The following is a 12,511-nucleotide window of genomic DNA, read 5'->3' as shown; positions in this document are numbered from 1 at the left end:
GCGCCATGCTAAGCCAACGGCTTCGCCCTGCCCTGCCCAAGCTGACTCAAGCCAGCGTATAGCCGCCATCCACCACCAGGTTGTGCCCGCTCACGTAGCGGGCCGCTTCCGACAGCAAAAACAGCACCGGCCCGGCCATGTCCTCGGGCCGCGCGGGGCGCCCTGCGGGCGATGCCTGCAGGGCGGCGCGCATGTTGTCCTCGCTGCCAAAACCCGCCAGTGCCATGGGCGTGACAGTGGGCCCCGGGCTCACGGCGTTCACGCGGATGCCCTGCTGAAAATATTCCAGCGCAGCATTGCGCGTCAGGCCCAGGGCCGCGTGTTTGCTGGCGGTGTAGGCCGAGATGCCCGCAAACGCCACGCCGGACGAGATCGACAGGTTGTTCACGATGGCTCCGCCACCGGTGGTCAGCATGGCAGCAATCTGGTGCTTCATGGCGTGGAAGATGCCCATCACGTTGGCCTGCAACACCGCCTGCACATCGGCCGCTGCCAGCGTGTGCAGCGGCGCGCCCGTGCCCAGAGCCCCCGCATTGTTGAAAGCACCGTCCAGCCGTCCAAAGCGCTTTACGGCGGCTTCGACACAGCGCTGCACGCTGGTCTCGTCCGTCACGTCCACGGGCGTGACCCAGGCCTCGCCGCCTGCAGCCCGCACCTGCTCTGCCACGGCTTCGCAGTCGGCCACGCGGCGCGCGGCCAGCACCACGCGGGCGCGCTGGCGCCCCAGGGCCACGGCTGTGGCCGCGCCAATGCCAGACGACGCGCCCGTTACCAGGATGGCCTTGCCGGCCAGATTCCATTCGCTGCTTTGCATGTTGTTTCTCCTTGGGTTGTGCAAATCAGCGGCTAGCTTATTGACGCATTCATCACGCATAAATAGCCAAAAAATGGATTGGTTGGTGAATATGATTCACCAATGAACCTGGACCTGGCCGATCTCAAACTCCTCAGCACCGTGGCACGACACCTCAGCTTTCGCATGGCCGCGCAAGAGCTGGACCTGTCCGCCTCGGCCGTGAGCCATGCCGTGCGCTCCATCGAAGAACGGCTGGGCGTGCGCATGTTCAGCCGCACCACCCGCAGCGTGTCCCTCACCCCCGCTGGGCGCCAGCTGCTGGACCGCGTGGGCCCGGCGCTGCAGGACATCGCTGCCGCCATCGACGGCATCAACGACTTTCGCGACACCCCGCAGGGCCTGCTGCGCATCAACGCCCCCCGCCCGGCGGGCGAGCTGGTGCTGGGCCCCTTGGTGGCCGAGTTTTTGACCCGCCACCCCAAGGCTGAGGTGGAGCTGGTGCTGGACGATGGCTTTGTGGACATCGTGGCAGGGGGCTTCGATGCCGGTGTGCGCTATGGCGAAAGCCTGCAACAGGACATGGTGGCCCTGCCGCTGGGCCCGCCGCAGCGCCTGATGGTGGTGTGCGCGCCCGCGTTGCTAGAGCGCGTGGGCACCCCGCACACGCCCCGCGACCTGCTCACCCTGCCCTGCGTGCGCATCCGGTTTCCCAGCGGCGCGCGCTACGCGTGGGAGTTCGAAAAAGCCGGAGAGAAGGTCGCGGTGGACGTTGAAGGCCGCCTGACGGTGGGCGAAATGCCGCTCATGCTCCAGGCGGCGCTGGCCGGTGTGGGCTTTGCCTACATGTACGAGCCCTACGCCCGCGCGGCCCTGGCTAGCGGCGCCTTGGTCAGCGTGCTGGACGACTGGTGCCCGTCGATTCCGGGTTTCTATCTGTACTACCCCAGCCGCAAGCTGCCCACGGCCACGTTGGCGGCGTTTATCGAGATGGTCAAAGCCGCGCAGCGGCAGGGTTGATGGGCAGCCACGGCGCAAGCTGGGGGGGCGCGGCGTATGACCGCGCGCGCGAATCATTCTCCAACCCGCTGATGCGGCGCTGCGAAAGCCAATACCGCTTTGCCACCCTGCAAACCTACCCCGATGGCGTAACCAGCGACTTCCACTTTGCGGCCGAGCAAGGTGCCCAGCACGCCTGGCGCTAACCAGATCTGACCACCCATGCGCGCTACTTCAGCGACCTGCTACGCGACGGACGGCTTCATGCTGATTTCGGACTGGGGCTCGATTTCCATTGGCCAGCAGTTTTCGACCCGAGGCGGTCTGTTTGCCGCGCAATAGGGATCGGCCATTGGCGGCCCTTCAGTTAAAGTCCTCGCGCTTCGGGTGATTTTTGCCCGCATCGAGCACTTCGCATCCCAAGGGGCATTGGCTCCCCGGTGACGGGGTTTGAAAACAAAATCTGCGACTTTGGGTGGTACGTCGGCTGATGTGGCCGTGCAAACTGCAGCTCGCGGAGCTAGAAAAAAATATGCTGTTAACCGATATCGCCGTCGAGCACACTTTGGTGTCCAAAAAGGATGGCGTTCGTCAGGCTTTCTTGTTGCATCCTTTTACCGATACACAGCGCGACTCACTTGGCAAATTCGAACTCGTTCGTGACGTCAGCCAGCCCGGATTCAAAGACGTGAAACGTTCAACCTTCGTGACGTTTCAACAATTAGCGGAGTTGTATGCGAAAGGCGTGCTCGAAGAATTCGGGTTTTCCGTTCGCATGTGTCCAGGTCAGGGTACATACCCTGCCAAGCTTCCAGGCAAAAAGATATTGCCCACCAGCATCAAGCCTGGCTCGTCGTTCGACCTGGCGGTTCAAAAGGTGGATATTGCAAAACCTGCCACTCGCGAATTGAGAACAGCCTTGCTTCGCGCCAACGTCCAAATCTAAGAGTAACGATGCTGATTGATAGGGGATCCACTGTGAATCCATCCATTGCGCATGCTGAACTGATTGCCACGTTCAAGCGAGCTGAGGCAGAAGCCGCTCACAAGTTCGGACTGATCAAAGCGGCTGCGAATAAAGGGCCTAAGGCCATCCAAGCCGCCACCGAAACCGCGGCAAAAGCAGCAAAACGGAGGGACTCGTTTGCGAAAAAGCTGGAAATTCTGGGGGTGAACCTCAAGGATTAAGCACCGCCAAGCCTACGGCGTAACACCCACCATTGGAGGCTGCGCACAACGGGCCCTGATCGTCAAAATAAAATAATTCGCAAACTGAAAACAGAATCGATATGACGGCGGCACCGAGCAATTTATAGGACAAGAATAAGGCGGCAATTATGGCAAACGAAGAGGAAATCCATCGCAACAAACTGACGGGTAAGACCTACATTAGCCCGCAGGTCCCGACGCTGAACGGGCCTCTTCGCATTGCATCCAAAGTAATCGATTCCGAGGGTGCCTACTACGCCAAGGTGAAGAAGGAGGTTGTCCTTCGTCGCACTCCAACAGCAAGAACCGAGATCGTTGCTAAGTTTCTTGAGGATGACCGCAAGCTCACTGTGTTGACACTCCAGCAGTTCAACGGCAACAACGGACAGCCCCATCGCACGAACTTCTCATTTGTTGGCAGCGAGATCCCAAGGCTTCTGGGCTTTCTCAACGACATTGCGGAGGTGGAGTTCAAGCACACAGGCGCAGTCAACATCACAGACACCGAGTTGCATCGGCTGGTGCTCTCCAAGGCTCAGGCTGCGACCTTGTTTCATGACAACCAGGAAGTGTTCCTTGAAGCGCTCAAGTCCGAAGTTACCAAGGATGACATCGTCGCTTTGGGCTATCGCAAGAAGCAGCTTGGCGTGTTCTCTCAACTCCTCAGCGATCCAGAATTTTTTGAACTGTGCAAGAAGCAGAAATCCATCAAGGGAGATGAGCCACTTTGGCAAGCCTACTTTGAGAAGAATCCATGGGTGTTTGGCTACGGGCTGAGCTACTTTTATGTCACCGGGTTTGAAGAGCGAAAGCTTGAGCAGTTTGTTCAGGGCTACGACCTTCTCAACAGAGGCAAGCGAGCAGATGCTGTCCTGAAGACCAGAGGAATCATCAACTCCCTTTGCTTCGCGGAGATCAAGCACCACAACACTAGACTGCTTGAGTCTGATGCCTATCGAGCAGGTTGCTGGGCACCATCCAAAGAGATGGCAGGCGCGGTCGCTCAAGTCCAAGCTACCGTTGCGATAGCCATGCACAAGCTTCATGGCATGCAGCGCATGGTGGACGACGATGGGAATCCCACGGGTGAAGATGTTTTCAATTTCAAGCCGCGTGCGTTCATCGTGATTGGCTCCCTCAATGAGTTCATGGGCGAGCATGGTGTTAACCAAGACAAGCTGCGTTCGTTTGAGCTTTATCGTACGAGCATCACTGGAATGGACATCATGACCTTTGATGAACTGTACGAGCGGAGCAAGTTCATCGTGGAGTCCGCACAGCCATGATGAACTGGACAGCTCCATACACCTGCCTCTTCAGCTTCTGGACAGGCCGGGAGGACCTATCCACCACATTCACCACCGCTTGAATTAGGCCAAAAGCCGCTCACCAAACACCAACAGAGCAATGACCCGCGCGCTGAACTGGTGCCACCGAATGAGCAACAAAAAAGCGCCGGGCTTTTCCAAACCCGGCGCTCTCATTCCAACAAGCTTTATCAAGCCAACTTAAACGGCAACTCTCGCGGCGTCTTGCCCGTCAACCTCGCCACCGCATTCGCAAACGCTGGCGCCAGCGGCGGCAACCCAGGCTCGCCCATGCCCTTCGGTGGATCAGCGCTCGGCACAATGTGCACCGTCACCTGCGGCATGTCGGTGATGCGCGGCACGACGAAATCGCCGAAGTTGCTTTGCTCAACCACGCCATCCTTCAGCGTGATGGCGCCGCCGGGCAGGCACATCGACAGGCCCATCAGCGCCGCGCCCTGTACCTGGGCTTCCACGCTCTTGGGGTTGACCACCAGATTGCAATGCACGCCGGCCGTGATGGTATGCAGCTTGGGCGTGCCGTCTTTGACGGACGCTTCCACCACATAGGCCACCACCGATTCAAATGACTCGTGCACCGCCACGCCCCAGGCGCGGCCAGCAGCCAGCTTCTTCTTGCCATAGCCCGACTGAGCCACGGCCAGCTGCAGCGCGGCCTTGTGGCGCGGGTGTTTGTCGCCCATCAGGGCCATGCGGTAGGCCACGGGGTCTTGCTTGGTGGTGCGCGCCACTTCGTCGATGAGGGTTTCCATGGCATAGGCCGTGTGGGTGGAGCCCACACTCCGCCACCACAACACCGGCACATTCACGTCGGGGTGGTGCACCGACAGTTTCATGGGCACGTTGTACGGCTCCTTCATGCCCTCCACGGCCGTCGCATCGATGCCGTTTTTGACCATGAAGGCCTCGAACGGCGAGCCCTTGGTGATGGATTGGCCGACGATGGTGTGGTCCCACGCCAGGATCTTGCCTTGTGCGTCGAACCCGATCTCGGCGCGGTGCACGTGCATGGGGCGGTAGTAGCCGCCCTTGATGTCGTCCTCGCGGCTCCACAGAGTGCGCACCGGGGCGGTGATGCCCGCCGTGCGCGCCGCCTTGGCCACGCCGCAGGCTTCCACCACGTAGTCGCTGGTGGGGATGGCGCGGCGGCCAAAGCCGCCACCGGCCATCTGGGTGTTCACCTTCACGTTTTGCGGCTGCAGGCCCAGCGTTTTGGCGGCGGCCATCGCATCCAGGCCGGGCATCTGCGTGCCCATCCAGAGTTCGGCCTTGTCACCATCGAGCTTCACCGTGCAGTTGAGCGGCTCCATGGGGGCGTGTGCCAGGTAGGGGAAGACGAACTCGGCGCTGATCTTGTGCGCAGCGCCAGCCAGCGGCGCCATGTCGGCCTGCATGGCCACGTTGCCGGGCTTGGTGGCCAGCTCGCGGTACTGCGCCAGCAGTGCCGTGGTGTCTGGCTTGCCCACCGCGCTGGTGTCCCATTCCACCTTCAGCGCATCGCGGCCCTGCTTGGCGGGCCAGTAACCATCGGCCACGATGGCCACGCCCTCGCCGCCCCGGTCGGTGGGCACGCGCAGCACGGCTTTCACGCCCTTGATGGCTTTGGCGGCGCTGTCGTCCATCGACTTCAGCTTGGCGCCAAACACCGGCGGGCGCGCCACCACGGCCGTCAGCATGCCAGGCAAGCGCACGTCAATGCCGTAGTCCTGCTGGCCGCTCGATTTGGCCTTGGCATCGAGCCGGCCCGTGGGCTTGCCGATGAGGCGGAACTGCTTGGGGTCCTTCAAGGTGACCTTTTCAGGCACGGGCTGTTTCATGGCCGCTTCGGCCAGTGCGCCGTAGCCCAGCTTCTTGCCCCCGGGGCCGACGACGAAACCGTTGCTGGTGCGCAGTGCCGAGGCATCTACGCCCCACTGCGCGGCAGCGGCAGAGACCAGCATGGCCCGGGTGCGAGCGCCCAGTTCGCGGTACTGGGTGTAGGAGTTTTTGATGGAGTTGGAGCCACCCGTGAGGTGCATGCCCATCATCGGGTCGGCATAGGCCTGGTTGGCATCGCCGTGCACGCTGCGCACCTTGCTCCAGTCGGCATCCAGCTCTTCGGCCAGGATCATGGGCAGGCCGGTCTGCACGCCCTGGCCAAAGTCCAGGCGGTTGATGGTGACGGTGACCGTGCCATCGGCGTCGATGCGGACAAAGGCTGAAGGCTGCTCGAACGGCTTGAGGCCTGCGGCCGCTGCCCCGGCGCCCTGCGCGCTGGTCACCAGCGGAAACGCACCCAGCGCAAAACCGGATGCCGCAGACACCTTGAGGAACGTGCGGCGCGCCACGCCTTCGTGCGAGGCAGCATCCGCTTCTGTATTGATAGCGCCTTGCGCCTGATTCATAAGCGCTACCAGGCCTTTTGGCATGTGGGCGCGGGCGGTTTGAGCGTCGAAATGCATAGTGTTCTCCTGCTCCGTGTTCTTAGGCCAGAGTCTTGGCAGCGTCATGGATGGCCGCGCGGATGCGCACGTAGGTGCCGCAGCGGCACACATTGCCCGCCATGGCAGCGTCAATGTCGGCGTCGGTGGGTTTCTTCTTGCCCTGCAGCAGTGCGGTGGCGCTCATGATCTGGCCGCTTTGGCAGTAGCCACACTGGGCCACGTCGTGCTTGACCCAGGCGGCGTGCACGGCCTTGCCCACCTTGTCATTGGTGGTCACCGCCTCGATGGTGGTGATCTTCTGGCCTGCCGCCGCCGAAATCGGCGTGATGCACGAACGAATGGGCGCACCGTTCAGATGCACCGTGCAGGCCCCGCACAAAGCCTGGCCGCAGCCAAACTTGGTGCCGGTCATGCCCAGCGTGTCGCGCAGGGCCCAGAGGATGGGGGTGGATTCATCGGCATCGACAGCCGTGTCTTTGCCATTGATGTTGAGGGTAGGCATCGTGGGGTTCTCCGTGGGGAAGGTGTTGTTGTGTGGTGGGAGGCGGTTGAACAGAGCGGGATGGTGTCAGCGACGCCATCGGCCATGAAACGGTTGGAGCGTGGTGAGTGGCATTTTTAAGAGAATATAAATTCGATTAAAAGATCAACCTCGGGTAGACAAATTCATCGCAATCTCCTGCTCAGGCCTTCAGTGCGTCCCAGCACAGCCCAAAAGCCATCTGGTGCACGGCCTCCTCATCGGGCAGCACCTTGGTGCGGATCAGGTTGCCCGTCTCGCGCACCGACCCCACCAGGCTGGCCGTGAGCAGCGGGATGGGCACGGCCTTCAGGATCTCTTGCTGCTGGCCTTCTTCCATCAACGCAAAAAAACCGGCCATCAAACGGGTCGAGAACTCGCGGTTGCCCTCGCTGAACCAAGGCGAGTTGTAGTACTGCTCCTGAAACACCACTTCGGCATACTGGTCCAGCCGGTGGCGCAGCAAGTTGCCCCAGGCGCGCCGCACGCGGGCGCGGTAGGGCATGCCGGGCGCGATGCCCTCCATGATGCGGGCGGCCGTGACCGTCTTGGCATCCTGGTAAAGCTGGCTTATGAGTTCATCCTTGGACGGGTAGTACACATACAGCGTGCTGGTGGCAATGCCCGCCGCGCGGGCGATATCGGCCAGGGTCAGGCCGCTCAGGCCCGTCTGGGCCACCAGCTCGAAGGTGGCCTGGGCAATGGCGCGCTGCTTTTCGTCGTCTTTGGGCTTCATCGGGGGGCAATATAAGCGAATAGTTATTCGACGACAACCGGGGCCACCGAAGACCCTACGTTACCTAGATCCCGCCCGGCCGTCGCCCTCTTTAGAGCGTGCCCGCCGTGGCTGGCAACCGTCCTGCCCTCGCATGCACAATTGGCCCATGACCACCTCCATCGCCGACCTTCGCAAGAGCTACGAGCGCGCCGAACTCAACGAAGACGCCTCGCACGCCGCCCCCCTGCAGCAGTTTGACCAGTGGCTCCAAGAAGCCATCAGTGCCGAAGTGCCCGAGCCCAACGCCATGACCTTGGCCACCGTGGGCAGCGACCTGCGCCCCAGCACCCGCATCGTGCTGATCAAGGGCTATGACGAGCGCGGCATCGTCTGGTTTACCAACTACGACAGCCGCAAGGGCCGCCAGATTGCTGGTAACCCCTACGCAGCCCTGCAGTTCCACTGGGTAGAGCTGGAACGTGTGGTGCGCATCGAGGGCGTGGTGGAAAAGGTCAGTGACGAAGAAAGCGACGAATACTTTGCCAGCCGCCCGCTGGATTCGCGCATCGGCGCCTGGGCCAGCCCGCAAAGCCAGGTCATTTCTGGCCGGGGCGTGCTGGTGGCCAACGCCGCCAAATACGGCGCGCAGTTCATGCTGAAACCACCCCGCCCGCCCCACTGGGGCGGGTATCGCCTCAAGCCTGATCAGTGGGAGTTCTGGCAGGGGCGCAAAAGCCGGTTGCATGACCGGTTGCGGTATCGGATGGATGGGGGGGAGTGGGTACGGGAGCGGCTGGCGCCCTGACTGGGGCCCACCCAGGGACAACAACAGACCTGCAAGAGGCCAACGATGTTTTCGCACATCTTCATCGGCGTCACCGACTTCGACCGCGCGCTGGCGTTCTACCAGCCCGTGATGGCAGCGCTGGGCATCGCGCCGCGTTTTGTGGATACCGCCCACCCTTGGGCCGGATGGCAAAGCCACCCCAACCCGCGCCCCCTTTTTCTCATCGGTCGTCCTTTTGAAGGCGAACACGCACCGGGCAACGGCCAGATGACCGCCTTTGCTGCCAGCACCCGCGCGCAGGTGGATGCAGTGCACGCTGCGGCCCTGGCAAACGGCGGGCATTGCGAAGGGCCACCTGGCCTGAGGCCGCAGTACCACGCCAACTACTACGGCGCGTATTTCCGAGATCCGGATGGGAACAAGCTCTGCGTGGCGTGCCACGACCCCCAAGACGCCTGAGCCCAAGCCACTTCGTCGTATCTTTTCTTCACGTCGCGGCGCCATGAGCATCTCTTGTCCTCAAGAGCCTGCGACTTGGAAAAGCCTTTGGCGGATAAAAATTATGATGGTCATCATAATTTGTGATACAGTGAGGGCATGAAGAACGCAGCCCCATCACGCAAAGAGCTAAGCCATGAGCGCATCGTGGCGGCGGCGGCGCGTGCCATCAGGCGCAATGGATTCAGCGGAGCGGGCGTTGCGGACATCATGAAGGACGCAGGCCTCACGCATGGTGGCTTCTATTCCCACTTCCCTTCTCGGGAGGCGATGCTTGCGGAAGCCACAGACAGAGCGGGTGCAGAAACCGTTGGGCTCGCCGAGTCTGCAGCTGCGTCGGTTCCAGCCGATCAAGCGCTGGAGGCTATGCTGGGGGCCTATTTGTCGGAACAGCATATCAACAATCCGGATGTTGGTTGCCCTATGGCAGCCCTCAGTTCGGAGCTGGCCCGCCAAGCCCCCGAGGTGCGGCGTGCAGCCACCCGGCGAATGAAAGAAATGGTGGATGTGATCGCACGACAGTTGCCCACCTGGGGAACACCAGAAGCCCACGAGCGAGCACTTTTTCTGGTTGCCACCATGGTGGGAGCCGTTTCCCTGGCGCGCGCCGTAGACGATCCTTCGCTGGCTGGAAGGCTCAGCAAAGCTGCTTTCAAGTACGCCCGCTCCAGTGGTGAAGAGTCGCAAAAATAGCTTCCATTTTTTTGGGGTTAAATTATGATGAGCATCATATTAAAAACTGAGATGAATTGGAAAAATCGAAAATCAGCCTATCGAGGGCTTGTTCTCTGGCCTGTTTCGGCGTTCTTGTTTGTACAGAAATATGATGATCATCATGAAATCTTTCAGCCGTCGAACTTTGAAACGCCCTATTGATTGCCTTGACCACCAACCCTTCCACCGCAAACCACGCTGAGTGACTCGCCGAAAAGCCTGGCATTCAGCATTTTCCGAGGCGCCTGAGCCTCATTTCCTAGGAGATATCTACCATGAACACCTTCTCTCGCTTTCTCTCCGTTGCAGTAGTGGCAACGCTCACCTCAGTCGGCGCACAGGCTGCTGAGTTGGACCCGGCGCAATTTGCCACCCAGTTTGAGGGCGACCGCACGCGGGCTGAGGTCGCCGCAGAAGCTGCACAAGTACCCATGACCCGAAGCCAGATCCCTTCGGGCTCCAAAGCCGAGTCTTACAAGTCTGTGGCTGACCGCGCAGCCATTCGGGCACAGGCGGCAGATGCAGTCCGTACTGGCCAGATCTCCTCTGGCGAGACTGGCGCGCGCTAACTTGACGAAGGTGATGCGGTCCTTGTCTCGATCTGAAATATGACGGAAATCATATAAACACAATTTGATCGTCGCCAGTGGGCCGTTCACCAACCTGGATACGCCAGGAGTAAGGAAAACCATGAAAGCATTTGTCATTGATCGCTACAGCAAAAAAGGGGATCTTCGATTGGCCGAGCTGCCAACCCCGTCGCTGCGCGACGACGAAGTCCTGGTCCAGGTCCACGCTGCGGGTGTGAATCTTCTGGACTCGAAGATCCGCAGTGGAGAGTTCAAGCTCATCCTGCCTTACAAACTGCCCCTCGTCTTGGGCCACGACGTGGCTGGCGTGGTCACCCAGGTTGGCCCCCGCGTGCGGCAGTTCAAAGTGGGTGATGAGGTCTACGCACGGCCGGACGACTTTCGCATCGGTACGTTTGCTGAATTTGTGCCGGTGAAAGAGGCCTCGCTGGCGCTCAAGCCGAAGAACATCACCATGGAAGAAGCAGCGTCCCTTCCCTTGGTGGCGCTGACGGCCTGGCAGGCGCTGGTCGAGAAGGCCCAAATCAAAAAGGGTCAGAAGGTCTTTATCCAGGCGGGCTCTGGCGGCGTGGGGACCTTTGCCATCCAGCTGGCCAAGCATCTTGGTGCCACGGTGGCCACGACCACCAGCACGGCCAATGCCGCACTGGTGAAGGCCCTGGGGGCCGACGTCGCGGTGGACTACAAGACGCAGGATTTTGAGGACGTATTGCGCGACTACGACGTCGTACTGAACAGCCAGGACGGCAAGACCCTCGAAAAATCCCTGCGAGTGCTCAAGGGCGGTGGAAAGCTCATTTCCATTTCCGGCCCGCCAGATCCCGATTTCGCAAGCGCGATCAAGGCGTCCTGGCTCGTGAAGCTGGTCGTGCGGCTGCTGAGTGCAGGCGTCAGGCGCAGGGCATTGGCGCGCCGGGTCATCTATTCGTTCCTTTTCATGAGGGCCAACGGAAGCCAGCTGCGCGAGATCACGCGCCTGGTGGAGGCCGGGGTGATACGGCCTGTGGTGGACCGGGTCTTCTCGTTTGAGTCCACCAATGACGCACTGGCCCATGTCGAATCCGGCCGTGCCAAAGGCAAGGTCGTGATCAAGGTGCGGTAGTCACCCAAAAAAACAAATCAGAGCAAAGCCAAGCAGGGCCCAAGGCAGACATGGCTCGCCTAGCTTGGCTTTGCCCTGCGCAACGAAATCTTGATTTTTGAACTGGAGTTTTTTATGAAGATTGAAAACGCTGTAGCCCTCGTGACGGGCGCCAACCGTGGCATTGGGCTGGCCTTTGCACGTGAACTCTTGAACCGCGGTGCCCGCAAAGTCTATGCCGCCGCCCGAGATCCGGCCTCCGTCACCCTGCCCGGTGTGCAGGCGCTGAAACTGGATGTGACGAAGCCCGACGAAGTCGCCAGTGCCGTCGCGCAGGCCGGGGATGTGACCTTGCTCATCAACAACGCGGGCATCGCCCAGCCAGGGGGATTTCTCGATGACGACAGCGAAGAAGTCGCACGCCGCATCTTCGAGACCAACTTCTTCTCCGTGCTGCGCATGAGCAAGGCGTTTGCGCCCATCCTGAAGGACAACGGGGGCGGTGCCCTGCTGAATGTGCTGTCGGTCGCCTCCTGGGTGAACGGCGGAGAGCTGGCCGCCTACTCCGCCAGCAAGTCTGCCGCCTGGTCGCTCACCAACGCGTTGCGCAACGAGTTGCTGGCCCAGAAAACCCAGGTGCTCGGCCTGCACATGGCATATGTGGACACTGACCTTACCCGGGGATTCGATGTGCCCAAGTCGAGCCCTGAAAAAATCGTCCAGCGTGCGCTGGATGGCCTCGGAGCGGGTCTGGACGAAGTCCTGGCGGACGAACTCACCATGCTGGTCAAAAACGGCATGACCGCGCCCACGCCGACCTACCTGCACCCCATGGGCTGAGTAAGCCCCGA

Annotated in this window: 15 protein-coding genes; 11 read left to right on the top strand and 4 right to left on the bottom strand. The window is 61.0% G+C overall.

The window, feature by feature from the left end:
- Nucleotides 1-46 precede the first annotated feature (46 nt).
- Nucleotides 47-814 carry an SDR family NAD(P)-dependent oxidoreductase gene (locus tag C8C94_RS06815; RefSeq protein ID WP_121420185.1) on the bottom strand — a complete coding sequence of 256 codons (768 nt, stop codon included), beginning with the start codon at nt 812-814 and terminating at the stop codon, nt 47-49.
- Between the two features lie 102 nt (nt 815-916).
- On the opposite strand from C8C94_RS06815, the gene C8C94_RS06810 reads away from it, so the two are divergent.
- The 5 genes from C8C94_RS06810 (at nt 917) to C8C94_RS06790 (ending at nt 4,287) form a co-directional block, all read left to right on the top strand.
- Entirely contained in the window at nt 917-1,813 is an 897-nt protein-coding gene (locus tag C8C94_RS06810) for a LysR family transcriptional regulator (protein WP_121420184.1), read from the top strand.
- Nucleotides 1,813-1,998, top strand: coding sequence for a hypothetical protein (locus C8C94_RS06805; RefSeq protein WP_121420183.1), 186 nt, complete (start codon nt 1,813-1,815; stop codon nt 1,996-1,998). The genes C8C94_RS06810 and C8C94_RS06805 overlap by 1 nt, the downstream gene beginning before the upstream one ends.
- Before the next feature lie 326 nt (nt 1,999-2,324).
- Nucleotides 2,325-2,738, top strand: coding sequence for a hypothetical protein (locus tag C8C94_RS06800; RefSeq protein ID WP_121422743.1), 414 nt, complete (start codon nt 2,325-2,327; stop codon nt 2,736-2,738).
- A 32-nt stretch (nt 2,739-2,770) separates the two neighbouring features.
- Nucleotides 2,771-2,980, top strand: coding sequence for a hypothetical protein (locus C8C94_RS06795; protein ID WP_055397929.1), 210 nt, complete (start codon nt 2,771-2,773; stop codon nt 2,978-2,980).
- Nucleotides 2,981-3,129: 149 nt separating this feature from the next.
- Nucleotides 3,130-4,287: a Shedu immune nuclease family protein gene (locus C8C94_RS06790; protein WP_121420182.1), complete on the top strand. Its 1,158-nt coding sequence runs from the start codon at nt 3,130-3,132 to the stop codon at nt 4,285-4,287.
- Nucleotides 4,288-4,499: 212 nt separating this feature from the next.
- Here the strand turns inward: C8C94_RS06790 and C8C94_RS06785 are convergent, their stop codons facing one another.
- The 3 genes from C8C94_RS06785 to C8C94_RS06775 all read right to left on the bottom strand — a co-directional run bounded on the left by C8C94_RS06785 (nt 4,500) and on the right by C8C94_RS06775 (nt 8,008).
- Nucleotides 4,500-6,770 (bottom strand): xanthine dehydrogenase family protein molybdopterin-binding subunit, encoded by a 2,271-nt coding sequence (locus tag C8C94_RS06785; protein WP_158603812.1) that lies wholly within the window; start codon nt 6,768-6,770, stop codon nt 4,500-4,502.
- Between the two features lie 22 nt (nt 6,771-6,792).
- A complete protein-coding gene (locus C8C94_RS06780) occupies nt 6,793-7,254 on the bottom strand; it encodes a (2Fe-2S)-binding protein (protein WP_055401911.1) in 462 nt (153 codons plus the stop codon).
- A gap of 181 nt (nt 7,255-7,435) precedes the next feature.
- The gene (locus C8C94_RS06775) at nt 7,436-8,008 is read right to left on the bottom strand and encodes a TetR/AcrR family transcriptional regulator (protein ID WP_121420180.1); all 573 of its coding nucleotides are present in this window, start codon (nt 8,006-8,008) and stop codon (nt 7,436-7,438) included.
- Nucleotides 8,009-8,141: 133 nt separating this feature from the next.
- Here C8C94_RS06775 and pdxH point away from each other — a divergent pair, with 133 nt between their 5' ends.
- The 6 genes from pdxH to C8C94_RS06745 all read left to right on the top strand — a co-directional run bounded on the left by pdxH (nt 8,142) and on the right by C8C94_RS06745 (nt 12,500).
- On the top strand, nt 8,142-8,795 hold the full coding sequence (pdxH, locus tag C8C94_RS06770; protein ID WP_121420179.1) for a pyridoxamine 5'-phosphate oxidase: 654 nt from the start codon (nt 8,142-8,144) through the stop codon (nt 8,793-8,795).
- A 45-nt stretch (nt 8,796-8,840) separates the two neighbouring features.
- Nucleotides 8,841-9,236 (top strand): VOC family protein, encoded by a 396-nt coding sequence (locus C8C94_RS06765; RefSeq protein ID WP_121420178.1) that lies wholly within the window; start codon nt 8,841-8,843, stop codon nt 9,234-9,236.
- 138 nt (nt 9,237-9,374) lie between these two features.
- A complete protein-coding gene (locus C8C94_RS06760) occupies nt 9,375-9,968 on the top strand; it encodes a TetR/AcrR family transcriptional regulator (RefSeq protein WP_121420177.1) in 594 nt (197 codons plus the stop codon).
- 296 nt (nt 9,969-10,264) lie between these two features.
- Nucleotides 10,265-10,558, top strand: a complete 294-nt coding sequence (locus tag C8C94_RS06755) for a hypothetical protein (protein WP_121420176.1) — start codon at nt 10,265-10,267, stop codon at nt 10,556-10,558.
- A gap of 121 nt (nt 10,559-10,679) precedes the next feature.
- On the top strand, nt 10,680-11,681 hold the full coding sequence (locus C8C94_RS06750; protein WP_121420175.1) for an NADP-dependent oxidoreductase: 1,002 nt from the start codon (nt 10,680-10,682) through the stop codon (nt 11,679-11,681).
- Between the two features lie 114 nt (nt 11,682-11,795).
- Nucleotides 11,796-12,500: an SDR family oxidoreductase gene (locus C8C94_RS06745; protein ID WP_121422742.1), complete on the top strand. Its 705-nt coding sequence runs from the start codon at nt 11,796-11,798 to the stop codon at nt 12,498-12,500.
- The last annotated feature ends 11 nt before the right edge of the window (nt 12,501-12,511 follow it).

The organism is Acidovorax sp. 94 (assembly GCF_003634645.1).
GTDB lineage: Bacteria > Pseudomonadota > Gammaproteobacteria > Burkholderiales > Burkholderiaceae_C > Acidovorax > Acidovorax facilis.
The sequence above is the reverse complement of the archived record's forward strand: the minus strand, read 5'-3'. Positions and strand labels throughout refer to the sequence as shown.

What these genes read in the sequence shown, in the direction of transcription:
- C8C94_RS06805 (WP_121420183.1), top strand. Translation starts at nt 1,813, where the DNA reads ATGGGCAGCCACGGCGCAAGCTGGGGGGGCGCGGCGTATGACCGCGCG.
- C8C94_RS06750 (WP_121420175.1), top strand. Translation starts at nt 10,680, where the DNA reads ATGAAAGCATTTGTCATTGATCGCTACAGCAAAAAAGGGGATCTTCGA.
- C8C94_RS06815 (WP_121420185.1), bottom strand. Translation starts at nt 814, where the DNA reads ATGCAAAGCAGCGAATGGAATCTGGCCGGCAAGGCCATCCTGGTAACG.
- pdxH (WP_121420179.1), top strand. Translation starts at nt 8,142, where the DNA reads ATGCACAATTGGCCCATGACCACCTCCATCGCCGACCTTCGCAAGAGC.
- C8C94_RS06755 (WP_121420176.1), top strand. Translation starts at nt 10,265, where the DNA reads ATGAACACCTTCTCTCGCTTTCTCTCCGTTGCAGTAGTGGCAACGCTC.
- C8C94_RS06790 (WP_121420182.1), top strand. Translation starts at nt 3,130, where the DNA reads ATGGCAAACGAAGAGGAAATCCATCGCAACAAACTGACGGGTAAGACC.
- C8C94_RS06760 (WP_121420177.1), top strand. Translation starts at nt 9,375, where the DNA reads ATGAAGAACGCAGCCCCATCACGCAAAGAGCTAAGCCATGAGCGCATC.
- C8C94_RS06775 (WP_121420180.1), bottom strand. Translation starts at nt 8,008, where the DNA reads ATGAAGCCCAAAGACGACGAAAAGCAGCGCGCCATTGCCCAGGCCACC.
- C8C94_RS06765 (WP_121420178.1), top strand. Translation starts at nt 8,841, where the DNA reads ATGTTTTCGCACATCTTCATCGGCGTCACCGACTTCGACCGCGCGCTG.
- C8C94_RS06785 (WP_158603812.1), bottom strand. Translation starts at nt 6,770, where the DNA reads ATGCATTTCGACGCTCAAACCGCCCGCGCCCACATGCCAAAAGGCCTG.
- C8C94_RS06780 (WP_055401911.1), bottom strand. Translation starts at nt 7,254, where the DNA reads ATGCCTACCCTCAACATCAATGGCAAAGACACGGCTGTCGATGCCGAT.
- C8C94_RS06800 (WP_121422743.1), top strand. Translation starts at nt 2,325, where the DNA reads ATGCTGTTAACCGATATCGCCGTCGAGCACACTTTGGTGTCCAAAAAG.
- C8C94_RS06810 (WP_121420184.1), top strand. Translation starts at nt 917, where the DNA reads ATGAACCTGGACCTGGCCGATCTCAAACTCCTCAGCACCGTGGCACGA.
- C8C94_RS06745 (WP_121422742.1), top strand. Translation starts at nt 11,796, where the DNA reads ATGAAGATTGAAAACGCTGTAGCCCTCGTGACGGGCGCCAACCGTGGC.